Raw genomic sequence first — 22,768 nt, forward strand, 5'->3', positions numbered from 1 at the left:
CATGCCCCTCACAATGCCTCAACGATCGTGGCGTTGGCGATGCCGCCGCCTTCGCACATGGTCTGCAATCCCCAGCGGAGGCCACGCGCGCGCAATGCGTGCACCAGCGTCGCCATCAGCTTGGTTCCGGTCGCGCCCAGCGGATGCCCCAGCGCGATCGCGCCGCCGTTCACATTCAGGCGCGCCGGATCCGCGCCGGTCGCCGCGAGCCACGCCATCGGGATTGAGGCAAAGGCCTCGTTGACCTCGAACAAGTCGATGTCGCCCAAGGCCAGCCCGGCGCGCGCCAGCACCTTGCGGGTCGCCGGAATCGGTTCCTCCAGCATCACGACCGGATCGCCCGCCGTCACTGCCAGTGCATGGATGCGGGCGATGGGGGTGAGGCCATTCACTTTTAACGCGCGCGCGTTGACGACCAGCGCGGCGGACGATCCGTCGGTGACCTGGCTGGCGTTGGCCGCGGTGATGGCGCCGCCCGCGACGATCGGTTTCACCGCGGCGATGGCGTCCAGCGACGCATCGAGGCGGACGCCTTCATCCCGCCGGTGCATGAGGGTGGTGCCGTCGGCGAGCCTCACCTCGACCGGGGCGATCTCGGCATCGAAGGCGGCCTGCGCGATCGCCGTGGCCGCCTTGCGGTGGCTGTCGAGCGCGAACCGGTCCATCGCCTCCCGATCGAAGCCATATTTGTCCGCGATCATCTGGGCGCCGGTAAACTGGCTGAACTCCGCCACGGCATAGCGCGCCTTGATGCGCTCGCTGAGCGGTCCGCTCCCCAGCCCCGCGTCGGCAGCAAGCCGGACGGGCGAACCCATCGGCACGCGGGTCATATGCTCGACCCCGCCGGCGATGACCATGTCCTGGGTCCCGGACATCACGGCCTGTGCGGCGAAATGCAGCGCCTGCTGCGCACTGCCGCACTGGCGGTCGATCGTGACGGCCGGGACCGATTGCGGAAGCAGGGAGGCGAGCACGACATGCCGGGCGAGATGGTTCGACTGTTCGCCGACCTGGCTGACGCAGCCGAAGATGAGATCGTCGACGGCGGCCGGGTCCACCCCGGTCCGCCGCAGGAGCGCATCCACGCTGACGGCCCCCAGGTCGGCGGGATGCAGCGCGGCAAGCGCGCCGTTGCGGCGGCCGCCGGGCGTGCGGAGTATGTCGACGATATAGGCGGGCTCGGTCATCACACGTCCTGGTCGGGGTTGAGGCCCGGGTCCGGGCGATCGACGCTGCACAGCGGCGTCGAGGGGATGTCCCGCTGCGGATCCGTCACCCTTGCGGCGGGGGTGAACCGGCCGTAGCCGCCGCGAAAGAACAGCAGCGGCAGTCCGTCACCGGCGACGTCCATTGCCAGCACGCGGCCGGTCGCCATCTCGTGATCGCCCGCATCGGCGATGCCATATAGTTCGCATTCGATCCACGCGACCGCGCCGTCGAGGATCGGGTTCCCGCGGGGCGACAGGCGGTGGGCGATGCCTGCGAACCTGTCGGCGTCCCTCGAGGAAAGCTTGCGGCAGACGCTTTCCTGGTCCGCGCTCAGAATGTTCACGCAGAAATGTTCGCGATCCCGCAGACGCGCCCAGCTCCGCGACGTGCGGTCCGGAAAAAAGGCGACCAGCGGCGGATCGAGCGAAACCGCGCCGAACGAACCGACGACCATCGCGATCGGCTCGTCCTCCGCCGACCGAGCAGTGACCACGCAGACTCCGGTCGGATACTGGCCGAGGACCTGCCGATACCGGAGTGGATCGATGACGGGCGGATCAGCCGTGACGGTTGCGGTGTCCATCGTCAGTTTACGCCCGTCACATCGGCGCGGGCAAGCGCCTGCGCGACGGCCGCACGGATCGCGTTGTCGTGACCGTATGCCGACAGGCCGACGGTTTCGATCACGCGGCAGGTGTGGTCACTCACCGTGTCTCTCCCATGGTTCGGAGCATATCGGCTGCCGGGGGATCGGCCGCCGGGGGAATGGATGCCGACGCGTGAAGGCCGCCGGACGTTAAAGATAATGGGCTTTCATCGCGTCACGAAGGTCGCGTTTCAGGATCTTGCCGGCCGCATTGCGCGGCAGTCGTTCGACCAGAATGATTTGCTTGGGGATTTTGAAGCGCGACAGTTGGCGCTGGCAATGCGCCATGATGTCGTCCGTGTCGGCTGGCCACCCTTCCTTGCGCACCACGAAGGCGGTCACCGCTTCGATCCATTGCGGATGCGGCAACCCGACGACCGCGACCTCCGACACTGCGGGATGGCCGTAGAGGGCTTCCTCCACCTCGCGCGAGGACACGTTCTCGCCGCCGGTCTTTATCATGTCCTTCTTGCGGTCGACGATCGTGATGTAACCGTCGGCGTCGACCGTCGCCAGGTCGCCGCTGTGGAACCAGCCGCCCGCGAATGCGGCCGCGGTCGCTTCCGGGTTTCGCCAATATCCGGTCATCAATTGCGGCGAGCGGTGAACCACTTCGCCGACCGCGCCGACCGCGACATCCGCCATGGCATCGTCCACGATCCGGGTTTCCACATGGACGGTCGGGCGCCCGGCGGACCCGGCCTTTGCCACCTGTTCGTCGGGGAACAGGATCGTGGCGACCGGGGCGATCTCGGTCTGGCCGTACAGGTTCCACAGCCGCAGCGCCGGAAACACGGTCTGCAATTCGCCCAGCACCTCGACCGGCATGATCGATGCCCCGTAATAGCCCTTTGCCAGCCTGAGCGCTCCGGCATCGGCGATGAGCGGCGATCGCAACAGCGCGATCCAGACCGTCGGCGGTGCGAAGAACGACGTGACGCCGTGCGCCGCCAGCAGCGGCAAGATGCGCTCGGGCGTGGCCGTCGCCGTGATGACGTTGAGCGCACCGACTTGCAGGGCGGGGCCGAGCATGCAGTCGAGCTGGGCGCAATGGAACAACGGCATCGCGTGGAGTGCCACCGTGTCGGGCGTCCATTCGCAATCGATGATGCAGCTCTGATATTCCCACAGCACGGCGGCATGGGTCAGCATCGCGCCCTTGGGCCGGGATTCGGTCCCGCTGGTGTAGATGATCTGCAACAGGGCGTCGGCATCGCCGGCATCGACAAAGGGTGTGTCGCCCTCCACGATCAGCGCCTCCCAGCTCAGGATACCGTCCGGAGGGGTGCTGGTTTCGCCCGGAAGTCCGAACAGGGGCGCCACGATATCGGCTGCGGCCTGCCGTCCGACGTCGGCCGCTTCCGCATCGAGAAACAGAGCGCAGGCGCCGGAATCGTCCAGGATATAGCGCACCTCGTCGGGCTGGAGCATGAAGTTTATCGGCACCAGCACGACACCCATCCGGGCAAGAGCGAAGCGCACGGCAACGAACGCGTGACTGTTGCGCGACATCATCGCCACGCGCTGGCCCGGCGCGATGCCATGGCGCGCGAGGCCATGCGCCAGCCGATCGACCAGGGCGTCCAGGTCGGCATAGGTCCAGTGCGTGCCGCCGCAGACGATTGCCGGCCGTGCAGCGTTGCGCATGCCGGTCCGGCGCAGCACCGCTCCCAGCGATTGGCGCCGCGCCGTGCCGATCAGAGGGGAATCGGCAACGGTCACCACGTACCGTCAGCCAGAGCGACCCTGTGGGTGACGGCATCGATGACGTCCTCGGGCCGCTCGAGCTTGGCGAGATGACCACAGCCTGCCACGTCGATCAGCTCCGCGCCCGACAGCGCCTGAGCGATCGGCAGTGCGTGGTCATTGCGCGGCGCGATGCGATCGTTCGACCCGACCATGATCGTGGTGGGGATGCGCAGCGCGCGGGCATCGGTCAGGGTGTCGGTCGCCAGCATCATCTCCACGGCCTGGGTGAATCCTTCCAGCGATAGCGCATCGCGCAGTGCGAAGGCGCGTTCGGCCACGACCGGGTGGGAACCGTCCGCGATCAGCAGCGACAGGAAGCTGTCCTTGTCCGCCGCGGTCACGAAGCCCGGATCCAGCAACTGCGCCCGCACCGCCGCACGATCGCTCTCCGGCAGCGCGCCGAAGCAGGTGTTGGGCGCCAGCAATGTCAGCGACCGCACCCGATCCCCCGTCGCCGCTGCGACTGCAATCGCCAGCGACGCCCCCCAGGAACTGCCGACCAGATGGACCTGGTCGACGCCAATCGCGTCGATGAGTGCCAGCACCGCCGCCACATGGCCGCTGGAGCGTCCCCCCGACAGCGGATCGCTACCGGCAAAGCCCGGAGCGTCCCAGGCAATCAGACGACGGCCCGGCGGCAACCCGGCCAGCACCGCACGCCAGCCAGCCGAACAGGAACCCAGCCCGTGGAGGAACAGGACAGGGGCACCATGGCCGCTGCCCGTTTGCCGATAGCCGCAGCGCCGTCCGTCGGCCATGACGGTGCGGAGCAGCGGCAACGGCGCGTCGAGCCCGGTGGAATAGTCCATGATCCGGCCCCTACAGCGCGGAGGCCAATGCGGCGGCGGCGGCGCGGTCGTCGAACGCGGTCATGACGTGACGGCTGAACAGTTCGACCGATTTCGTCACCTCCGCCACGCCGAGATTGCCGAAGGCGAACCACGAGACGAGATAGTTGAAGCCACCCTTTTCCGCTTCTTCCTGGACGTAGCGGCGAACGGTTTCAGGCGATCCGGCGCAGCCATTGCCGATCGCTGCCAGATCGTCCCATTCGCGCGGATAGATCGTGCCGACCAGCGGCACGTCCAGCCCGGCGTCGTTCCACAATTTCGCAAAGCTGTCGTGCCAGTGGCGATAGGCGGTGCGCGCCAGCGCGCGCGCCTCCTGATCGGTGTCGGCGACGACGATGTGCCGGCTGACCCCCATCAACGGGATCTGATCGGCTGGCTTGCCGAGTTTCGCCCATTCGGCGCGGTAGCGATCGGTGATGGCGCGAACCCCGTCGCCCAGTGCCAGCGTGACGACGTTCGCATCGTTGGCGGCGGCCCAGATGGTCGAGTCCGGGTTGAACACGCCGTACCACAGTTCCGGATGCGGTTGCTGTATCGTCTTGCCCGTCATCGGCACATTGTCATAGCTGAAATAGGTGCCGGAAAAGGTCAGCCGATCCTCGTGCAGTCCCTGCATGATGCAGGTCAGCGCCTCATCGTACTTCGCCTGCGCCTCCTTGATGTCGACGCCGAAGAAATCGAGTTCGATCGGCGAGACGCCGCGGCCCACGCCGAGCATGAACCGGCCATCGCTCATCTGATCGAGCATGACGATTTCTTCGGTCAGCCGCAGCGGGTCATAGAGGGGCAGCAGGTAAACGAGCGGGCCGAGCTTCAGTCGCGTGGTGCGCTGGGCCACCGCGGACAGGAGAATGCCGGGGGAGGGCGCGTAGCCCAGAGGCGTTCCGTGATGTTCGGCGACGTGATAGCCGTGAATTCCGCAGCGATCATAGGCTTCCGCCATGCGAAGGCGCGCCTCCAGATGGTCGCCTATGCGTTTCCCGCTATAATCCACATGATCGAATACGCCGAACTTCATGGCACCACCTCCCACGAATACTGTGTCGATCTGGAATAGGGCCGACACGATATTGTTGGTTAGATACATTTGACCAAATCGATATTGTCGACGCATGGCGTCAATTTCTTAACCGATGACGACAATGGCGAGATGTCGATTGCCGCGCCGGCTCGCTTCGTACCATCTCGATCCCATGGAGATGACTGCACGAACCGCATCGATCGAGCCGGACGCGGGCCGTGCCGTCTGGTCGGTTCGCATTCGGCCCGTCGCGATCGGCGGCGTTCTTCGCTGTCCCGCCGATCAGTCGTTGCTCGCGGTACTGGGCCCGGCGGCACATGTGCCGATCGGATGCCGGGGCGGCGGCTGCGGCGTCTGCGCGGTGCGCGTGATCGACGGAATCGTGGAGAAAGGCATTATGAGCAAACGACACCTGACGCCGGACATGGAGGCCCGCGGCATCACGCTGGCGTGTCGCACCTTTCCACGCTCCGACCTGACGATCGCGATCGCGATCGAGCGCGAGGGCGAACGGTGATCGACGCTCCGGACATCAAGAGTTTCATCGACGGCGCGATGGCGGGTGGAGCCAGACGCTTTCCCAACATCAGTCCGCAGGACGGCCGCGTGCTGGGGCATGTTCACGAGGCCACGCGCGAGGACGTGGATGCCGCGGTGCGTGCGGCCCGGCATGCGCTGCCGGCCTGGGCGGCATTGCCGCAGGACGAGCGGGTGCGGCTGCTGCATGCGGTGGCGGACGGCATCATGGCGCGGATCGACGATTTCGTTGCCGCCGAGGTCGCGGACAACGGCATGCCGGCGGCCTTCGCCCGGCGGGTCGACGTGCCGCGTGGCGCCGCCAATTTCCGTATCTTCGCCGATCTGGTGCGCAACGTGCCGACCGAGAGCTTCGCGATGACCGCGCCCGACGGATCGCCGGCGATGAACTACACCCTACGCACCCCGCGCGGCGTGATCGCGGTGGTGTGTCCGTGGAACCTGCCGTTGCTGCTGACGACGTGGAAGGTCGGCCCGGCGCTGGCATGCGGCAACACCGTGGTGGTCAAGCCGTCGGAGGAAACCCCGACAGCCACCGCCCTGCTGGCGGACGTGATCGCCGCGGCGGGCATACCCGCGGGCGTATTCAACGTCGTGCAGGGGTTCGGCGCGGGATCGACCGGAGAGTGGCTGACGCAGCATCCCGGCGTCGATGGCGTGACCTTTACCGGCGAAACCGCCACCGGCGAGGCGATCATGGCCGCCGCCGCGAAAGGTGTGCGCCCGGTGTCGTTCGAACTGGGCGGCAAGAACCCCGCGATCGTGTTCGCCGACGCCGACCTCGACCGCGCGGTCGCGACGCTGGCGCGCGCGGCGTTCGAGAATTGCGGGCAGGTGTGCCTGGGTACCGAGCGCATCTATGTCGAGCGTCCCGTCTTCGACCGGTTCGTCGCGGGTATGAAGGCGGCGGCCGAAGCGCTGGTGATCGGGCGGTCGGACGATCCGGCGACGATGCTGGGGCCGCTGATCTCGATCGGACACCGTGACAAGGTGCTCGGCTATTATGCCAGGGCGCTGGCGGACGGCGCCACGCTGGTGACCGGCGGCGGCATTCCCGAGGTGGATGCGGCGCTGGCGAAGGGCGCGTGGATCGAACCGACGATCTGGACCGGATTGCCCGACACGTCGGCGATCTGCCGCGAGGAGATTTTCGGACCCTGCTGCCACATCGCGCCGTTCGATGCGGAGGACGAGGTGGTCGGGCGCGCCAACGATACGCCTTATGGCCTGTGCGCGTCGATCTGGACCAGGGATCTGGCGCGCGCGCACCGCATGGCGGCGGCGGTCGAGGTCGGGATCTGCTGGATCAACAGCTGGTTCCTGCGCGACCTGCGCACCGCGTTCGGCGGCGCCAAGCAATCGGGGATTGGTCGCGAGGGCGGCGTTCACAGCCTGGAATTCTATTCCGAGCTGCGCAACGTGTGCATCGCGCTGTGAGCGGCGTCGACACCCCGCCGGCCGTGACGCTGGCCACCGCGGAGGTGCGCACGTGGGGCGAGCGGCTTCACGTCGCGACCACCCGCCGTATGTCGATCGCGCCGATCACCGACACGCATCCCGACATGACGATCGACGATGCCTATGCGATCCAGCTCGACCTGATCGCGCGCCGACTGGCGGACGAGAAGGCGACCGTCATCGGCCGCAAGATCGGTGTCACCTCGAAACCGGTTCAGGACATGCTGAACGTCCGCCAGCCCGATTTCGGGCATCTGCTGTCGTCGATGGTGCGCGCCGATCGCTCCGCGGTGGCGATCGCGGGGCTAATCGCGCCGCGCATCGAGGGCGAACTGGCGTTCCTGTTGCGGCGCGATCTGGCCGGCCCGGGCGTGACCCCCGCCGATGTGCTGGCCGCGACCGACTATGTCGCGCCGTGTCTGGAGATCGTCGATTCCCGCATCCGGGACTGGCGGATCGCGATCCAGGATACCGTCGCCGACAATGCCTCGTCCGGGCTGTTCGTGGTCGGCGGCGCGATCGCCGATCCGCGCAAGCTCGACCTGCGGCTGGTCGGCATGACGCTGGAACGCAACGGCCGCATCGTCGGCACCGGCGCGGGTGCGGCGGCGCTGGACGATCCGCTGGCCGCCGTTGCCTGGCTGGCGAATACGATGGGCCGGCTGGGCATCACGTTGCGCGCGGGCGAGATCATCCTGTCGGGCGCGTTGTCGGGGCTGGTCCCGGTTCAGGCCGGCGATGCCTTTCGCGTATCCCTGGGCGGTATCGGCGCCGCCACCATCTGTTTCGACGGCGGAGACGCACAATGACGCTGGCGACATCCGTAATCGACGCGCTGGCCGAACGGCTCGACACCGCGGCGCTCACCGGCCGCGCGATCGACAAGATCACCGACGACGTGCCGGACATGAGCTGGGCCGATGCCTATGCGATCCAGCGCCGGCTGCGCACGCGAGAGCAGGCACGCGGCGCCCGGATGGTCGGCGTGAAGGCGGGCCTCACGTCCTTTGCGAAGATGCAGCAGATGGGGGTCAGCGAGCCGGTGATGGGCTATCTGACCGATCGTGGCTCGCTCGGCGCGGATTGCACCGTCGTCGTGGCCGATCTGATCCATCCGCGGATCGAGGCGGAGATCGCGTTCCGCCTGCGCGCGCCGCTGAAGGGTCCGGGCTGTCATATCGCCGCCGCGCTGGCCGCGATCGAGACCGTCCATGTCGCCGCCGAAATCATCGACAGCCGATACCGCGATTTCCGGTTCGACCTGAAAAGCGTGATCGCCGACAATACCTCCGCGGCGCGCTACGCCACCGGGTCCGGCGTGGCGATGCGGCCCGGCATGGACCTCGCCGATCTGGGCATCGTCATGGAAAAGAACGGCGCGGTCGTGGCGACCGCGTCAGGGGCGGCGGTGCTGGGACATCCCGCCGCAAGCCTGGCCATGCTCGCCGATCTGGCGGCCGTGCAGGGTGAGGAGATCGCGGCCGGTGCCCTGGTCCTCACCGGCGGCGCGACCGAGGCGGTCGCGGTCGCCGCGGGCGATGTCGTCACGATCCGGTGCCAGCAGCTCGACCCGATCACCATCTACTTCATCTGAAGGAACCGGCCGATGCCGATCATGCACGTATTCATGTTGGAAGGACGCACGGAAGCGCAGAAGGCCGCCTTCATCGCCGCGGTGACGATCGCGTCCCAGCAGACCGTCGATGCGACGCCGGAATCGGTCCGCGTCATGATTACCGACCTGCCCGCGCATAATTTCGGCATCGCCGGACAGACCGCAAAGCAGAAGGGGCGGGGTCGATGACGCAGCGACGGATCAAGGCGGCAATCATCGGGTCGGGCAATATCGGTACCGACCTGATGATGAAGATGGTCAAATATCCACAGAACATGGAGCTTATCGCCGTCGTCGGCATAGATGCGGCGTCCGAAGGACTGCAGCTGGCGCGCGAGCGTGGCATCGCCACCACGCATGAGGGGATCGACGGGCTGAAGGCGATGGCGGTCTATCCGGATATCGGCATCGTGTTCGACGCCACCTCGGCCTATGCCCATCATGCACACGACGCAGTGCTACGTGCGGACGGCAAACAGGTGGTCGACCTGACCCCCGCTGCGATCGGTCCCTATACGATCCCGACCGTCAATGGCGACGCCAACCTCGAACAGGGCAACGTCAACATGGTGACCTGCGGGGGGCAGGCGACGATCCCGATGGTCGCCGCCGTATCGCAGGTGGCGACGGTGCATTACGCCGAGATCGTCGCCTCCGTTTCGTCCCGCTCGGCCGGCCCCGGGACGCGTGCCAATATCGACGAGTTCACCCGCACCACGGCGGGTGCGATCGAGAAGGTCGGCGGCGCGACGAAGGGCAAGGCGATCATCATCCTCAACCCGGCCGAGCCGCCGATGATGATGCGCGACACGGTGTTCACCCTGTCCGAGGGCGCGGACGAGGAGACGATCCGCGCGTCCGTCGAAGCGATGGTGGCGCGGGTGCAGGCCTATGTCCCGGGGTACCGGCTGAAGCAGGCGGTGCAGTTCGAGCGGTTCGGCGACAATAACCGCCTCAAGATCCCCGGTCAGGGCAGTTTCACCGGCGTGAAGACCTCGATCTATCTCGAGGTCGAGGGCGCGGGCGACTACCTGCCCAGCTATTCCGGCAATCTCGACATCATGACGGCGGCGGCCAAGGCGACCGGCGAACTGCTGGCCAGCCGGATCGTCGCGCAACGGAGGGTTGCGGCATGAGATTCGACGTCAACACGCAGAAACTCTACATCCAGGATGTCACGCTGCGCGACGGGATGCACGCCATCCGGCACAATTACGGCGTCGATCAGGTCGCCCGCATCGCCCGCGCGCTGGATGCCGCCGGCGTCGATGCGATCGAGGTGGCGCATGGTGATGGCCTGTCGGGAGCCAGCTTCAACTACGGCTTTGGCGCTCATACCGACTGGGAATGGCTCGAGGCGGTGGCCGAGGTGCTGGAGCGCGCCGTGCTGACCACCCTGATCCTGCCGGGCGTCGGCACGGTGGAGGAGCTGCGCCGAGCCTATGATCTGGGCGTCCGTTCGGTTCGCGTGGCGACGCATTGCACCGAGGCGGATGTCTCTCGCCAGCATATCCGCATTGCCCGTGATCTGGGGATGGACGTGTCGGGCTTCCTGATGATGAGCCACATGATCGAGCCGGATGCGCTGGCGCAGCAGGCGCTGCTGATGGAAAGCTATGGCGCGCAGTGCATCTACGTGACCGACTCCGGCGGTGCGCTGGACATGGACGGGGTTCGCGCACGGTTCGAGGCGTATGACCGCGTGCTGAAGCCCGAAACGCAGCGCGGCATGCATGCGCACCACAACCTGTCGCTCGGCGTCGCCAATTCGATCGTCGCGGCACAGGAGGGGGCGGTGCGGATCGATGCCAGCCTGGCGGGCATGGGCGCGGGGGCCGGCAATGCGCCGCTGGAGGTGTTCGTCGCCGCGGCCGACCGCAAGGGCTGGAATCATGGCTGTGACGTGATGGCGCTGATGGATGCAGCCGAGGATCTGGTGCGGCCGCTGCAGGATCGTCCCGTGCGGGTGGACCGCGAGACGCTCGCGCTGGGATACGCCGGCGTCTATTCCAGCTTCCTGCGCCATGCCGAGAAGGCAGCGGCCGATCACGGGCTGGATACGCGCACGATCCTGGTCGAACTGGGCCGGCGCAAGATGGTCGGCGGGCAGGAGGACATGATCGTCGACGTGGCGCTCGATCTCGTCGGCGCGGGCGCGGCATCATCCAATGCGAAGGAGGCGTTATGTTGAAAGGTGTCCTGCGGCCCGGCCATGTGCAGCTGCGCGTGCTCGATCTCGATGCCGCGCTGATCCATTATCGCGACCGGTTGGGCCTGATCGAAACCGGACGCGACGATGCGGGACGCGTTTATCTGAAGGGCTGGACCGAGGTGGACGCCTATTCGGTGATTCTGCGCGAGGCCGACAGCGCCGGTGCGGACTTCATGGGGTTCAAGGTGCTCGATGCCGCCACGCTCGACCGGTTGGCGGACGACCTGGCGAAATGGGGCTGCCCGGTGGAGCGGATTCCGGCGGGCGACCTGCCCGGCACCGGCGAGCGGGTGCGCTTCGTCGCCCCCACTGGCCATGTCTTCGAGCTATATGCGACGCGCGAACAGCCCGGCAAATGGGGCGTCACCGCGCGCAACCCCGATGCCTGGCCGGAGGGACTGCGTGGCATGGCGGCACAGCGGCTGGACCATTGCCTGTTCTACGGCCGCGACATCGACGCCACGATCCGGCTGTTCACCGAGGTGCTCGGCTTCTGGCGGTCCGAACAGGCGGTGGACGGCGATGTGACCATCGCCTCCTTCCTCAGTTGCTCGATGAAGGCGCACGACGTCGCGTTCATCCGTCACGACGAGGATGGACGGTTCCACCATGCATCGTTTCACCTGCCGAGTTGGGAAGCGGTTCTCCGCGCGGCCGACCTGATTTCCATCCACGACATCCCGCTTGACATCGGACCCACCCGACACGGGCTGACGCACGGAGAAACGATCTACTTCTTCGATCCCTCGGGCAATCGCAACGAGGTGTTCGCGGGCGGGAATTACACGTATCCCGATCACCCGCCGGTCGTCTGGACCGCCGATGAGATCGGCAAGGCCGTCTTCTATCACCAGCGTGAGGTCAATCCGCGCTTCATGACCGTCCTGACCTGAAGGAGACACACAATGGGCACCAATCAAGAGCGGCTGGAGGCGAACAAGGCTTTCGTGCTGGCATGGCTGCGCGAGCATATCGGCGGTGACTTCCAGACGGCGCTCGCGATGCTGCACGAGGATCTGGAGTTCTGGGTCCTGCCATCGACCGCGTCGTCGGGCAGTCATGACAAGGCCAGTTTCATCGCCTTGGTGGAGAAGACCAAGGAGAAGGCGCTTGGCCCGTTTACCATGGAAATCTACGATGTTCTGGCCGAGGGCGATCTCGTCAACGTCACGGCGAAGGGGCACTGCCCGTTGAAGAGCGGTCGCGTGTTCGAAACCGATTACAGTTTCCTGTTCACGATGAAGGACGGGAAGATCGCACGGATCAAGGAATATATCGACACCGCACACTACAACGACGTCCTGTTCGCGCCGGTCGCCGCCTGATCGGTTTCGTTCCCCGTACAGGCCGGAGCGGGCCAGCATCCCTGTTGCCGTCGGCAAACATGACGGACGCGCGCTTGCCCGCAGGTATGGCTTCACCAACCGGCGGCAGCGTGCGGCCGATTGCTGTCCATGCACCGAACGACATGACGCCCGAGCAGACGCGTTATTGAGCCACGCCAGGGCGCGGCGGACGGTGCCGGTGCCGGGGGAGGGGGGTATGCGATGCCCCCTCGCGCCGTTCCCTGTGCCGATAGCGTGATCGCCGGTGTGGGGACGGCGGCGTCTGCGGAAGTTCGACAGACAGTCGTCCGCCTCGACGATCCAGTCCGTCACGACCGCTGCGCGGACCGCGTCGCGGACCGATCCGCCGGGCAACGCCGCGCGGGCGTGCCTCGGCAAACCGGTCATCGCGATCGCCGGCTATTTGAACCGGAACGACAGACGGACGCCGTAGGTGGCGGGCGTTCCGGTATAGCGAACCAGCGTTTCCTGGGCGAATATCTGGTTGGTCCAGTAATAGGTATCGAACAGATTCCGGGCGAACAGCTGTGCTGTCCAGCTCTTGTCCTGCGCTTCGATCCCGAGCTGCGCGTCGATCACCGTGTAGGCGTCGATCCTGAGGCGATCGTCCTTGACGAAATCACCGTAGGACGTCGAGCGATAGGTAAGATTGCCGCCGATGAAGCCATCGATCCCGGGCGCGACGCCCGTGCGATACTCGGCGTTGGCGCCGATTTGCCACCGCGGGGTCCGCGGGAAGCCCGTACCGCGAAGTTCGGTCTGTACGCCGAAGCGGGTCGGGTTGGGGAAGCTGCCCGTCACCTTGCTGTCGACATAGGTTGCCATCGCGCCAAGTGTCAGGCCTCGCGCCGGGCGCAACGTCGCCTCGAGCTCTGCACCCTGCACGCGGGACTTCGGGATGTTCACCAGCGCCTGCAATGCCCCGAAGACCGGATCGATCGTCGTACCCTGCACCTGCTTGTCGGTGTAATCATAGTAGAACAGGGCCGCATTGGTGTGCAAAAGCCCGGGCACGATGTCCGACTTGATGCCGACCTCGTAAGCCGTCAGTCGTTCCTGTACCGCCGGAACGTATTGATTGATGAACGTCGCGGCGATACTCGAATAGGCACCTGCCTTGTAGCCGCGGCTTGCACTGGCATACAGCATCGTCCGCGCATCGGGTTTGTAATCGGCGCCGACGCGCCATGACACGTTGTTTTCGCCCAGCGAGCCGCGGAACAGGGCCGGCACGAAGCCGCTGCTCCGCAGATCCAGCGACAGACAGTCGCCGGGATTGACGAACGAGGCAGGCACGCCGAACGCCGCGAAGATGCCCTTCGGCGAGTTCAGATTGCCGCCCTGCACCGTGCAGGACTCATCCTTTGTTCGGGTATGCGTATACCGTGCGCCGGCATGGAGGGCGAACGGGCCGGTGGTGTAGTCGATATTGGCGAACGCGGCCTCGGAACGGAACCTGGTGTTCATTCGCACCGGGACGTAGTCGATCGGCCCAAGGTTGAACGGCGGACCCGTAAAGGTCAGCGCGATCGTGCCGTCGGGGATGTTGGCGGCAACCACCTCGCGCGTCGTATCGCGCTCGATGTTGCCGCCGACGATCCATTTGACGTTGCTGCCGAGGGAGCCGTCGAGGCGCGCTTCCTGCGTGAACGACTTGATGCGGCCATCGACAGTGAAGTCCAGCACCGAGAGCTGCATGCCGTCGGCGTCCAGCCCGTAGTCCTGCTTGTTCCGCGCATAACTGGTCAGCGCGGTCAGTGTCACGTCGTCGGTCAGCGTATAGTCAGCGCGCAACGTCGCCTGCCATTGCGAATTGTCGCGCTGGCGTGACCTGCCCACGACGCCGGCAGCGTCGAAGCCGGTGGCGCGATTGTTTCGTGGTGCGATCGGATAGGCGAGCACGGCCGGGCGACCGGGAATCGTCGCCAGTCGCCCGACATATTGCGGCGTCTGCGGTTCCGAGCGGTCCCGCGTCCCGCTAAGCGTCAGGCGCAGGGTAAACCGATCCGTCGGCTGCGCATCGAAGGTCAGCCGTGCGCTCGTGCGATCCAGCGCGCCGTTTCGCCGTCCCGACAGATAGTCATATTGCCAGCCGTCACCGCCGTCGTGCGACACCGCGAGCCGTGCGTTCAGGCCAGGCGCGAGCGGCCCGCTGACAAAGCCCCCCAGATTGTACTGGAGGAACCGGCCCAGTGAGGCGTCGAACCCGTATTCCGTCGTGTCGGTTGGTTTGGCTGCGACGAAATTGATCGCGCCGCCGGTCGCGTTGCTGCCGAACAACAGGCCCTGCGGACCCTTGAGCACCTCGACCCGCTCGAGATCGAGCGTCGTACCCATCGCCATCACCGAATAGGGGATCGGTGCCTCGTCCGAATAGAGCGTGACGCTGGGGCGCGCGGCGACGGAAATGTCGTCGTAGCCGACCCCGCGCAGGAAATAGATCGGCGATCCGATCTGGCTGTCGACCGCCTGAAAGCCGGAGACGATGCGGGTCAGATCGGCCGGGTTCTTGACACCCAAGGCGGCAAGGTCATCGCCCGAAACGGCGGTGATCGACAGAGGTACGCGGTTGATCGACTCCGATCGCTTCTGTGCGGTGACGATGATATCCGCGGTATCCGGCTCCGGTTGCGACGATGGCGTCGGCTCGCGCGTCGGCGGCGCCGTCTGCGCGCGCGCCACTTGCGCATATGCGCCTGTAACGACAATCGCCAGCATCGGAAGCGCCCCGATCCGCGACAGCGCATTACCCCGCCTGTCAGTTCTCGCCATCATCCCTCTCCCCAAGTCGGTTATTATTGTGAGAGATAATGTAGCGGGTTGCCGACCGATTGATTTGACCGTTCCCGTCAATCGTTGACCAATCAGCGTCTGACTGCAGGCTTGCCTTTCGAAGCGGGCCGCTGACGTCGGTCGGTGACGGGATTCCTCCCGGCGCGACCGTCAGTCCAGGGAGTGATCGCGCTTGAAGGCTTCGAAGACGCCGGCAGCGGTTGCGAAATAATCGTCGCCTTCGGTCCAGACCGTATCCGATTCCGCACTGACGATCAGCCAGCCAGTCGATGCACGCCGCAATTCCAGCATCAGCCACCCGCCGACGATGCTGCTGCGCGAGGGATGCGCGGCAGCGGACACATGGTGCGAGATGCCACCGACGCGCGCGATCGCCGTATCCCCGGTTACGTCGATCAACGATTCGCCCAGGAAGTGGTGGGACGAGGGGTAGGGCGCGAGGAACGCCGCCCCCGCGACTGCCAGCAACGGCTTTGCAATGCGGTTGTCCGCCGGCCCGTAACCGCCGTCCTCGGCGAAGAGATCCTGCCAGGCCGCGAAATTCCGGCTATCGACGTGCACCGCATAGGACGCGATGACGTGGCGGATGGCATCGCGGTCCGCGAGACGGCGCACGATGTCCTCAAGCGACTCGACGGTCATGCTGCCCGTCCCGTGAGTTCCCGTCCGTCGATCGGCTGGCCGTTCCGGCTGAGCCGCAACCCGGCAAGCCTGCCGTCGCTGCGCCATTCGGCAAGCTTGGCGTTGAAAGCGTTGATGCCCGGGGCGTAGGTTTCGGCGAAGATGCCGCCGCGCGGCGCGCCTTCGTTATTGTAATATCCCGGCGTGCAGGATTCCAGGAAGTCGTGGTTCGCCACCGCGAGCTTGCGGATAAGTGCGACCCATTTCGCCTCCGCGGCCGGATCCGCTTCCACGACCTCCGCCCCGTGGCGCCTCGCCTCCGCCACGATGTACGCGATGTGCGTCGCCTGCTCGTCATACATATGCGTCATGTTGGGGCTGAGCGCGTTCTGCGAAATGCCGATGTAGAACCAGTTGGGAAAGCCATGGGTCGAATGGCCATGCAGCGTGCTCAGCCCGCCGGCCCAATGATCGTATAGCGAGGTGCCGCCGCGGCCGTTGATGTCGAACCCGATCCCCTTGCGGAAATCGGTGATCGTAATTTCGAACCCGGTGGCGAAGACGATCAGATCGACCGGATACTCCACCCCGTTGGCGACCACGCCGGTTTCGGTGATCCGCTCGACGCCTTTGCAGAAACTGGTGTCGACCAGCGTCACATTGCGACGGTTGAAGGTCGGCAGGAATTCGTCGTTGAACGTCGGCCGCTTGCAGAAGAGCCGATACCATGGCTTGAGCGCCGCCGCGATATGCGGTCGCGACACGGTCGCGTCGACCCGCGCCCGCAACTGCTCCATTTTCCGGAAATCGGCCAGTTCGATCATCGCGGCAGGATCGTGCGAGTCGCCATTCGCCGTATCGCCGTTCGCAGCATTGTCGTCGGCAGGTGTCGATCCCATTGCCGCCAGATTGCGAAAAATGTCGGTCCAGCTGTCGTCGACCAGATCCTCCTCGAAAGGCAGGCCTTGCACGACGGTGGCGAAATTCTCGCGCCGATGCTTTTGCCAGCCAGGCTGCAACGATGCCGCCCATTGCGGGTCGGTCGGCTTGTTGCCGCGGACATCGACCGACGACGGCGTGCGCTGGAACACATAGAGATGGCCGCAATCGCGGGCCAGGTACGGGATGCACTGGACTCCCGTCGCGCCCGTGCCGATGACCGCGACGCGCTTGTCGGCCAGTTTGCTCATTCCGCCTCGCTGGTCTCCGCCCGTGACGCCGTAATCCCATCGACTGGTATGGAAACTGTCGCCCTTGAAATCCGTGATGCCGGGGATGCCGGGCAGTTTGGCGCGGCTCGCACTGCCGACCGCAGTGATGACGAAGCGCGCCCGCATCGCGTCGCCGCGGTCGGTCCGGATGATCCATCGCGCAGCCTCCTCGTCCCAGTCGAGGCTGCGGACGCGGGTCTGGAAACAGGTGCGCTCGTAGAGTCCGAACGCCTCGCCGACGCGGCGGGAGTGTTCGAAGATTTCATCGGCGTAGCTGTACTTCTCCTTCGGAATGTATCCGATTTCCTCGAGAAGCGGCAGGTAGGAGTAACTGTCGATGTCGCATTGCGCACCAGGGTAGCGGTTCCAGTACCACGTACCGCCGAAGTCGCCCGCGGCCTCGATGATCCGGAAATCGTCGACCCCTTGCTGGCTCAGCCGCGCCGCCGACAATATACCGCTGAAACCGCCCCCGATGATCGCGACCTCGATGTCGTCGGTCAGCGGTTCGCGCGAAATGCCGCGGTCGATATACGGATCGACCTCATAATAATGGGCAAACGCGCCGGTTACCTCGGTATATTGCGCTTCGTGATCGCTGCGGACGCGTTTGTCGCGTTCGGCCTGATACTTGCGGCGCAAGGCTTCCATATCGATCGCATTCGGCGCGGCGCCTGTGGCGGTGTCGTTTCTGCTCATCGCTTTTTCCTGTAAACAGCCGTCCCCTCGGGGCTTGTCATCAACGTAGAGGCGTCCGCGGCGCCATGGATCGCCAAGCCGCGACATTGACTTGCCGATTGACGACAGATGCCAGTTCGATCCGATGACCGTTTCGGGTGACGGATCGCGACAAATGCTTGACGCATTGCGACATAGGTGAGTTGGACTATGGCAGCCCGGGCAGGGACGACGCAGATTGCAAACGCCGGCTAGGCAGTGACGGACACCTTCCGATCAACAGGCCGCGGCGAGGAGATGGAAAATGGCGACCGCGCAATCGCTTGCGACACAGGGTGGCAGTCGTCCGATCATGGCGGACGCGACGGGCGCTGCCGCGCTTGCGGCGTTCGCCCGACCCGCTCCACTGGCGGATGTGGCCGTTGGCCGGGAATTGATCCGCATGGTGGAACAGCGGCTGGGTCGCGATCCGGCAAGGATCCTGGACGCGACCGATCTGGCAATGCTGCGTCGCGCGCGACCGGGCGATCAGATCGGTTCGCAGACCCTGATCGAGATGTTCGACCGCCTCGCGCAAAACACCTTTCACTTCGATCTGGGCCTTCAATTCGCCGAATGGGTCCGGATCAGCGACCTGGGTTATGTCGCGCATTCATGGGAACATTACGCGGTACTGGAAGACCTGTTTCGGGCTGCGGCGCGCTTCATCCCCATTGAAAACGCCGCGTTGACGTTTCGGCTGGAGCGCGTCGGCGAGGAAGCGCGCGCCGTGTACACGCTCGACCCGGCGTTGCGTCGCGGGGCTGAGCAATTCATGGAAACGGTCATGGCGCTCGGCATCAAGGTCGTGCGCGAATTGTTCATTCCGGGCTGGGTTCCCCTCGATGTCGAGTTCCGCCACGCTCCGCAAGCATCGCGCCATCGTCTGTTCGAATGTTTTCGCTGCCCCGTCATCCCGAGCGGCCTGGAATATGCCATTCGTTTTCGCGCATCCGACCTGCGCATCAGGCGGAACGTCCATGATGGCGTGCTGGGCGCCTTGATCGAGAGCTTTCTCGAACAGCGTGCGACCGCAATGCCGACCGATCTGTGCGCCGAGGTAAAGCGGACGATTTCCTGGCTGCTACGATCGGGCCATGCGACGCTGAACGAAACCGCGGCGATGCTGGCGATGGGACCGCGCACGCTGCAGCGAAAGTTGAAGGGCAACGGGACCGATTTCGCGACACTGCTTGCTGCTGTCCGGGCGGAGATTGCGGTCGCCTATCTGTCGCGCGACGAGAGCCAGCCGATTGGCCAGCTCGCGATCCTGCTGGGCTATTCGGAGCCCAGCGCGGTCAGTCGCTTCCTGCGCGAAACCTTCGGCCATGACGGCAGGGTGTTGCGGCAACGGCTGTCCACGGCCGCCGGTCACGATCGGCCCGATCTGTTATCGTGACCGTCCCCTTTTGACGAGGTCGTCGGTCCGGTGTCGGGCCGACGGCGTTGCTCGGACGCGGATAAGCCGGAAATATTCGCCGAGGCGTTCCGGCCCGCCGCGGCAAGACCGCGACAGGGCGGCTGTGCGTCTTCGCAGCCGACGGCCGGGTGTCAGATAGTACGGCGGCGCGCGGCTTAATATTTCTTCACACCCGACTGCACCGCGGCTTACCCGCAAGCGCATCGCGCAAAGTTCCGCGACCTCTTCTCGGCCGACGCCTATGCCTCATCGCGGCGAAGGCATCTCTCGACCAATGCCAGCCGTTCTTGCGCATCGCTGTGAACGTCTGATTTTGCTGATAGCTGCCAACATCCTTCGCTTCCTTGTCGTGAACCCACTGTTCGATCATTCGTCCTCCAGAATCGGGTCAGTCTGCTGGTGCAGCGCCGGCTTCAGGTAGAAAGCGAGCATGCCCGCGACGACCTGGACGCCGCGAGGGATGCGCAGCAGCAGATGACCGTGGAGGCGCAGGTGGATGGGACGATGTTCCTTACAGAACTGGCGGTGGACCATTTTCGCGCTGGTCCCGGCGGATTCGGCATCACCCATTTATTGTGGAAAAAGATGAGATTATTTAACTAGGAAGTTTTATGCCTCATTCCAAAAATCTTGCAATAAAGCACACCAAAAAGCATCCAGCCAAGAAGTAATACATACGGCCGCCAGTCCGCCTCCATGCCGACGAAGATCAGCATCGTGGCGCAGGCGGCGCCGGCATAGCCGAGGCCGCGCATCGTCCGGCGGCCGAATTTGAACGCGGCTACGTCATACAGGTCCGGTTGGCGTTCGACGACGCGGGCGGCGGCGAGGCAGATGCTGCCGTATTTCAGCAGGTTCGGGATGTTGACCGCGAGAAACAGAAAGGTGAGCTCCATCGGCAACAGCATGCCGACGCAGCCGAGCGTGAAGACGGCGATCAGCGCGATATGCGGGGTCTGCCAGCGCGGGTGAACCCGGCCGAGCGCGCGGGGCAGCATGCCGGCCACCCCCATCGCGTAGAGGCTGCGGCTGAACATCGCGAACAGCGCGTTGAGCGACTTGCCGATCGACAGCACCGCCGCGAGCACGATCAGCGGCGTGGCCGCCGGACCCATGAACCGCTTTGCCGCGTCGAGGATCGGCGCCTCGCTAACACCCAGCGCATCGCCGCCGAGCACACCCAATGCGACGAAGCCGACCGCCAGATACAGCAAGGTCGCCGAACCGATCGACAGCGCGATGCCGAGCGGGATGGTACGGCGGCTGTCGCTCACTTCCGCTCCGGCCTCGGTCGCGGCCTCGATCCCGAAGAACAGGCCCATCAGCAGCGGGGTCGCGGCGATCATGCCGTGGACGCCGTGCGGGAACAGCGGTTGCAGCCGTGCCGTATCGACGGCGGTCGTGCCGCCCCATGTGATGAAGACCGCGAACAACAGCAGCATGCCGACCAGCAGGATCTTCTGCACGCGCGTGGCGATATGCACGCCGAACAGATTGGCGATCAGGGCGAGCAGCAGCACGGCGAGCATCGTCGGCCTGGTCGGCAGCGGCACCAGCATCGACGCATATTTGACGAGCACCAGCGCCAGCACGACGATCGCGCCGACGTTGGCGACGATCCGCGCCCAGCCGATATAGAAGCCCCACGCCGGGTGGAGGAAGCGCGCAGGCCAGACGAAGGACGCCCCCGAAGCCGGACAGGCGGAGCCGAGAAAGGCATAGCTGACCGCGATCAGATACATCGGCAGGGCAGCGAGCAAAGCCGACAGCAGCATCGCGGGCCCGGCGATCCGCGCGGCGGGTGCGATCGCCGAGAAGATCGACACGCCGACCGCCGTGCCGAGGCCGAGCGCGACGACGCCCCACAGATCGATTCCCCTCGCGAGCTTTGCGTCGGTCAATGCGCGGCTCCGGTGGTGAGGAAGGCGCGCAGGTCGCGCATCAACAGCCGCCAGCTGGCATCGTCCGAATAGGCGACATGGCCGGCGGGATAGCGCGCGCTGTGATAACGCCCGGAGTCCAGCGTGCTTTGCGCGAACAGATAATCCGCCGCGCCGACCGTGGTGGCGAGGTCGTAGAGGCCGGTGCCGACGAACAGGCGCAGGCCGGGCGTCGCCGCCATCGCCCGTTCGAGCCGCGCCATGAACGGCCAGTCGTTGAACGGGGAATCGCCCGATCCGTAGCGCCAGTCGTCGCCGCCGCGGACGATCACGCGATAGGCGGCGGCATCGGTCACGCCGATCCGCGTCAGCTGGCCGGTTACCGCCTTGCCGTAGAGATCCGATACCGCGGAGAAGGCGTCGGGGCCGACGGTGTCGCCGGCGTCGGGCGCGCGCGGGGCGGTGTAGCGCGCGTCGTAGCGGCCGAGCACTTTCCCCTGCGTGCGAAGCAGCTCGACGCGGAAGCGTTCCTTCGAAATGCGCAGGTCATGCGCGAGATAGAAGGCGCGGGGGATGCCGGTGAGGGCTTCCAGCCTCGCGGCCACCGCCGTGCGGCCGGCGGCGTCGAGGGCCTGCCCGCGGAACAGCGCGGCGAGATAGGTTTCGGCATAAGCGGACGCCTCGCGCGCGCTGTCCTGCGGCGTGCAGGGCGCAGGCCGGACGTGGTGGTAGCAGGCGATGGCGGCCAGCGTCGGTAGCGCCACCGGATAGGTCACGACATTGTCGGGCCGCTGTGACGTTTCGATCATGTTGAGCGCCTGGCCGAGCAGCAGCACGCCACGCAAGGCCAGCACCGGGTCCTGTTCGCGCAGGGCATCGACCATCGCGGCGGCGCGGATCGTGCCATAGCTTTCGCCGAGGATGTACAGCGGCGCGCGGGTCCGGCCATGCGCGGCGAGCCATGCGCGGGCGGTCTGCGCGACCGCATCCGCATCGCCCTGCACCGAGCGATAGAAGGCCGTATCGGCATCGGCGGCGAGCGTGGAGAAGCCGGTGCCGGGCGGGTCGAGGAAGACGAGATCGGCGACGTCGAGCAGCGTGTCGGGATTGGCGGCGACATCCGCGACAGCGGGCAGGGGAGCGGCCGGGTTCTGCGGCACCTGCGCCCGGAACGGGCCGAGCGCGCCCATCTGGAGATAGGCGGAGGCCGCGCCGGGGCCGCCGTTGAAGACGAACAGCACCGGACGGTCGGCGGGGCCGGTACGGCTGTACGAGATATAGCCACCGGTCGCATCCTGTCGTCCCGGCGTGCTGGCGACCGGGATCAGGCCCACTTCGGCGGTATAGGCGAGGCGCTGGCCATGGATCCCCGCGGTCTGTTCGCTGCGCGCCTTGATCGTCGGCGCCGCCGGCAGCCCCTGGGCCGAGGCATTGGCCCCGGCGAGCAGCATCGCCAATCCCCAGACCGCCCGGACCATCATC

General features: G+C 65.9%; 21 protein-coding genes. 10 read left to right on the plus strand and 11 right to left on the minus strand.

Annotated elements, in window-relative coordinates; all coding sequences use genetic code 11:
• Positions 1-8 precede the first annotated feature (8 nt).
• From B2515_RS16620 to B2515_RS16640, 5 genes are all read right to left on the minus strand, one after another.
• A complete protein-coding gene (locus tag B2515_RS16620; RefSeq protein ID WP_293878238.1) occupies positions 9-1,187 on the minus strand; it encodes an acetyl-CoA C-acetyltransferase in 1,179 nt (392 codons plus the stop codon).
• Positions 1,187-1,792 carry a flavin reductase family protein gene (locus tag B2515_RS16625; RefSeq protein WP_349676256.1) on the minus strand — a complete coding sequence of 202 codons (606 nt, stop codon included), beginning with the start codon at positions 1,790-1,792 and terminating at the stop codon, positions 1,187-1,189. The genes B2515_RS16620 and B2515_RS16625 overlap by 1 nt, the downstream gene beginning before the upstream one ends.
• A 213-nt stretch (positions 1,793-2,005) precedes the next feature.
• Positions 2,006-3,577 (minus strand): fatty acyl-CoA synthetase, encoded by a 1,572-nt coding sequence (locus tag B2515_RS16630; protein ID WP_293878240.1) that lies wholly within the window; start codon positions 3,575-3,577, stop codon positions 2,006-2,008.
• A complete protein-coding gene (locus tag B2515_RS16635) occupies positions 3,574-4,413 on the minus strand; it encodes an alpha/beta fold hydrolase (protein WP_293878242.1) in 840 nt (279 codons plus the stop codon). The genes B2515_RS16630 and B2515_RS16635 overlap by 4 nt, the downstream gene beginning before the upstream one ends.
• Before the next feature lie 10 nt (positions 4,414-4,423).
• Positions 4,424-5,569 carry an LLM class flavin-dependent oxidoreductase gene (locus B2515_RS16640; RefSeq protein WP_349676257.1) on the minus strand — a complete coding sequence of 382 codons (1,146 nt, stop codon included), beginning with the start codon at positions 5,567-5,569 and terminating at the stop codon, positions 4,424-4,426.
• A 79-nt stretch (positions 5,570-5,648) separates the two neighbouring features.
• Between B2515_RS16640 and B2515_RS16645 the strand changes: the two genes are divergently transcribed.
• From B2515_RS16645 to B2515_RS16685, 9 genes are all read left to right on the plus strand, one after another.
• Positions 5,649-5,993 carry a 2Fe-2S iron-sulfur cluster-binding protein gene (locus B2515_RS16645; protein WP_293878246.1) on the plus strand — a complete coding sequence of 115 codons (345 nt, stop codon included), beginning with the start codon at positions 5,649-5,651 and terminating at the stop codon, positions 5,991-5,993.
• A 38-nt stretch (positions 5,994-6,031) separates the two neighbouring features.
• Complete coding sequence (locus B2515_RS16650; protein WP_414711418.1) at positions 6,032-7,450, plus strand: 2-hydroxymuconic semialdehyde dehydrogenase; 1,419 nt, start codon at positions 6,032-6,034, stop codon at positions 7,448-7,450.
• An 89-nt stretch (positions 7,451-7,539) separates the two neighbouring features.
• Positions 7,540-8,280: a fumarylacetoacetate hydrolase family protein gene (locus tag B2515_RS16655; protein WP_414711419.1), complete on the plus strand. Its 741-nt coding sequence runs from the start codon at positions 7,540-7,542 to the stop codon at positions 8,278-8,280.
• The gene (dmpH, locus tag B2515_RS16660) at positions 8,277-9,065 is read left to right on the plus strand and encodes a 2-oxo-3-hexenedioate decarboxylase (protein WP_293878252.1); all 789 of its coding nucleotides are present in this window, start codon (positions 8,277-8,279) and stop codon (positions 9,063-9,065) included. The genes B2515_RS16655 and dmpH overlap by 4 nt, the downstream gene beginning before the upstream one ends.
• Positions 9,066-9,077: 12 nt before the next feature.
• A complete protein-coding gene (locus tag B2515_RS16665) occupies positions 9,078-9,275 on the plus strand; it encodes a tautomerase family protein (RefSeq protein WP_293878253.1) in 198 nt (65 codons plus the stop codon).
• Positions 9,272-10,222 carry an acetaldehyde dehydrogenase (acetylating) gene (locus B2515_RS16670; RefSeq protein WP_293878254.1) on the plus strand — a complete coding sequence of 317 codons (951 nt, stop codon included), beginning with the start codon at positions 9,272-9,274 and terminating at the stop codon, positions 10,220-10,222. The genes B2515_RS16665 and B2515_RS16670 overlap by 4 nt, the downstream gene beginning before the upstream one ends.
• Positions 10,219-11,277: a 4-hydroxy-2-oxovalerate aldolase gene (gene dmpG, locus B2515_RS16675; protein WP_293878256.1), complete on the plus strand. Its 1,059-nt coding sequence runs from the start codon at positions 10,219-10,221 to the stop codon at positions 11,275-11,277. The genes B2515_RS16670 and dmpG overlap by 4 nt, the downstream gene beginning before the upstream one ends.
• Positions 11,271-12,191 (plus strand): catechol 2,3-dioxygenase, encoded by a 921-nt coding sequence (locus B2515_RS16680; protein ID WP_293878257.1) that lies wholly within the window; start codon positions 11,271-11,273, stop codon positions 12,189-12,191. The genes dmpG and B2515_RS16680 overlap by 7 nt, the downstream gene beginning before the upstream one ends.
• A gap of 12 nt (positions 12,192-12,203) precedes the next feature.
• Positions 12,204-12,623, plus strand: a complete 420-nt coding sequence (locus tag B2515_RS16685; protein ID WP_293878258.1) for a nuclear transport factor 2 family protein — start codon at positions 12,204-12,206, stop codon at positions 12,621-12,623.
• A gap of 420 nt (positions 12,624-13,043) precedes the next feature.
• Here the strand turns inward: B2515_RS16685 and B2515_RS16690 are convergent, their stop codons facing one another.
• From B2515_RS16690 to B2515_RS16700, 3 genes are all read right to left on the minus strand, one after another.
• Complete coding sequence (locus B2515_RS16690; RefSeq protein WP_293878259.1) at positions 13,044-15,362, minus strand: TonB-dependent receptor; 2,319 nt, start codon at positions 15,360-15,362, stop codon at positions 13,044-13,046.
• Positions 15,363-15,587: 225 nt separating this feature from the next.
• A complete protein-coding gene (locus tag B2515_RS16695) occupies positions 15,588-16,079 on the minus strand; it encodes a nuclear transport factor 2 family protein (protein WP_293878260.1) in 492 nt (163 codons plus the stop codon).
• Positions 16,076-17,968: a flavin-containing monooxygenase gene (locus B2515_RS16700; RefSeq protein WP_293878262.1), complete on the minus strand. Its 1,893-nt coding sequence runs from the start codon at positions 17,966-17,968 to the stop codon at positions 16,076-16,078. Before B2515_RS16700 ends, B2515_RS16695 begins: the two co-directional genes overlap by 4 nt.
• 283 nt (positions 17,969-18,251) lie before the next feature.
• Here B2515_RS16700 and B2515_RS16705 point away from each other — a divergent pair, with 283 nt between their 5' ends.
• Positions 18,252-19,385 (plus strand): AraC family transcriptional regulator, encoded by a 1,134-nt coding sequence (locus B2515_RS16705; protein ID WP_293878264.1) that lies wholly within the window; start codon positions 18,252-18,254, stop codon positions 19,383-19,385.
• A gap of 387 nt (positions 19,386-19,772) precedes the next feature.
• Here the strand turns inward: B2515_RS16705 and B2515_RS16710 are convergent, their stop codons facing one another.
• Genes B2515_RS16710 through B2515_RS16720 form a run of 3 tightly spaced genes read right to left on the minus strand, consistent with a single transcriptional unit; the run spans position 19,773 to position 22,767 of the window.
• Positions 19,773-19,976: a hypothetical protein gene (locus B2515_RS16710; protein WP_293878266.1), complete on the minus strand. Its 204-nt coding sequence runs from the start codon at positions 19,974-19,976 to the stop codon at positions 19,773-19,775.
• Between the two features lie 29 nt (positions 19,977-20,005).
• Positions 20,006-21,307, minus strand: coding sequence for an APC family permease (locus B2515_RS16715; protein WP_293878268.1), 1,302 nt, complete (start codon positions 21,305-21,307; stop codon positions 20,006-20,008).
• Positions 21,304-22,767 carry a S10 family serine carboxypeptidase-like protein gene (locus B2515_RS16720; protein ID WP_293878270.1) on the minus strand — a complete coding sequence of 488 codons (1,464 nt, stop codon included), beginning with the start codon at positions 22,765-22,767 and terminating at the stop codon, positions 21,304-21,306. The genes B2515_RS16715 and B2515_RS16720 overlap by 4 nt, the downstream gene beginning before the upstream one ends.
• Position 22,768: the final 1 nt, after the last annotated feature.

The sequence above is a fragment of the Sphingomonas sp. UBA978 genome (genome assembly GCF_002292295.1).
GTDB lineage: Bacteria > Pseudomonadota > Alphaproteobacteria > Sphingomonadales > Sphingomonadaceae > Sphingomonas.

What these genes read in the sequence shown, in the direction of transcription:
- B2515_RS16620 (WP_293878238.1), bottom strand. Translation starts at nt 1,187, where the DNA reads ATGACCGAGCCCGCCTATATCGTCGACATACTCCGCACGCCCGGCGGC.
- B2515_RS16625 (WP_349676256.1), bottom strand. Translation starts at nt 1,792, where the DNA reads ATGGACACCGCAACCGTCACGGCTGATCCGCCCGTCATCGATCCACTC.
- B2515_RS16635 (WP_293878242.1), bottom strand. Translation starts at nt 4,413, where the DNA reads ATGGACTATTCCACCGGGCTCGACGCGCCGTTGCCGCTGCTCCGCACC.
- B2515_RS16640 (WP_349676257.1), bottom strand. Translation starts at nt 5,569, where the DNA reads ATGCGTCGACAATATCGATTTGGTCAAATGTATCTAACCAACAATATC.
- B2515_RS16645 (WP_293878246.1), top strand. Translation starts at nt 5,649, where the DNA reads ATGGAGATGACTGCACGAACCGCATCGATCGAGCCGGACGCGGGCCGT.
- B2515_RS16650 (WP_414711418.1), top strand. Translation starts at nt 6,032, where the DNA reads ATGGCGGGTGGAGCCAGACGCTTTCCCAACATCAGTCCGCAGGACGGC.
- B2515_RS16655 (WP_414711419.1), top strand. Translation starts at nt 7,540, where the DNA reads ATGTCGATCGCGCCGATCACCGACACGCATCCCGACATGACGATCGAC.
- dmpH (WP_293878252.1), top strand. Translation starts at nt 8,277, where the DNA reads ATGACGCTGGCGACATCCGTAATCGACGCGCTGGCCGAACGGCTCGAC.
- B2515_RS16665 (WP_293878253.1), top strand. Translation starts at nt 9,078, where the DNA reads ATGCCGATCATGCACGTATTCATGTTGGAAGGACGCACGGAAGCGCAG.
- B2515_RS16670 (WP_293878254.1), top strand. Translation starts at nt 9,272, where the DNA reads ATGACGCAGCGACGGATCAAGGCGGCAATCATCGGGTCGGGCAATATC.
- dmpG (WP_293878256.1), top strand. Translation starts at nt 10,219, where the DNA reads ATGAGATTCGACGTCAACACGCAGAAACTCTACATCCAGGATGTCACG.
- B2515_RS16680 (WP_293878257.1), top strand. Translation starts at nt 11,271, where the DNA reads ATGTTGAAAGGTGTCCTGCGGCCCGGCCATGTGCAGCTGCGCGTGCTC.
- B2515_RS16685 (WP_293878258.1), top strand. Translation starts at nt 12,204, where the DNA reads ATGGGCACCAATCAAGAGCGGCTGGAGGCGAACAAGGCTTTCGTGCTG.
- B2515_RS16690 (WP_293878259.1), bottom strand. Translation starts at nt 15,362, where the DNA reads ATGCTGGCGATTGTCGTTACAGGCGCATATGCGCAAGTGGCGCGCGCG.
- B2515_RS16695 (WP_293878260.1), bottom strand. Translation starts at nt 16,079, where the DNA reads ATGACCGTCGAGTCGCTTGAGGACATCGTGCGCCGTCTCGCGGACCGC.
- B2515_RS16700 (WP_293878262.1), bottom strand. Translation starts at nt 17,968, where the DNA reads ATGAGCAGAAACGACACCGCCACAGGCGCCGCGCCGAATGCGATCGAT.
- B2515_RS16705 (WP_293878264.1), top strand. Translation starts at nt 18,252, where the DNA reads ATGGCGACCGCGCAATCGCTTGCGACACAGGGTGGCAGTCGTCCGATC.
- B2515_RS16710 (WP_293878266.1), bottom strand. Translation starts at nt 19,976, where the DNA reads ATGGGTGATGCCGAATCCGCCGGGACCAGCGCGAAAATGGTCCACCGC.
- B2515_RS16720 (WP_293878270.1), bottom strand. Translation starts at nt 22,767, where the DNA reads ATGATGGTCCGGGCGGTCTGGGGATTGGCGATGCTGCTCGCCGGGGCC.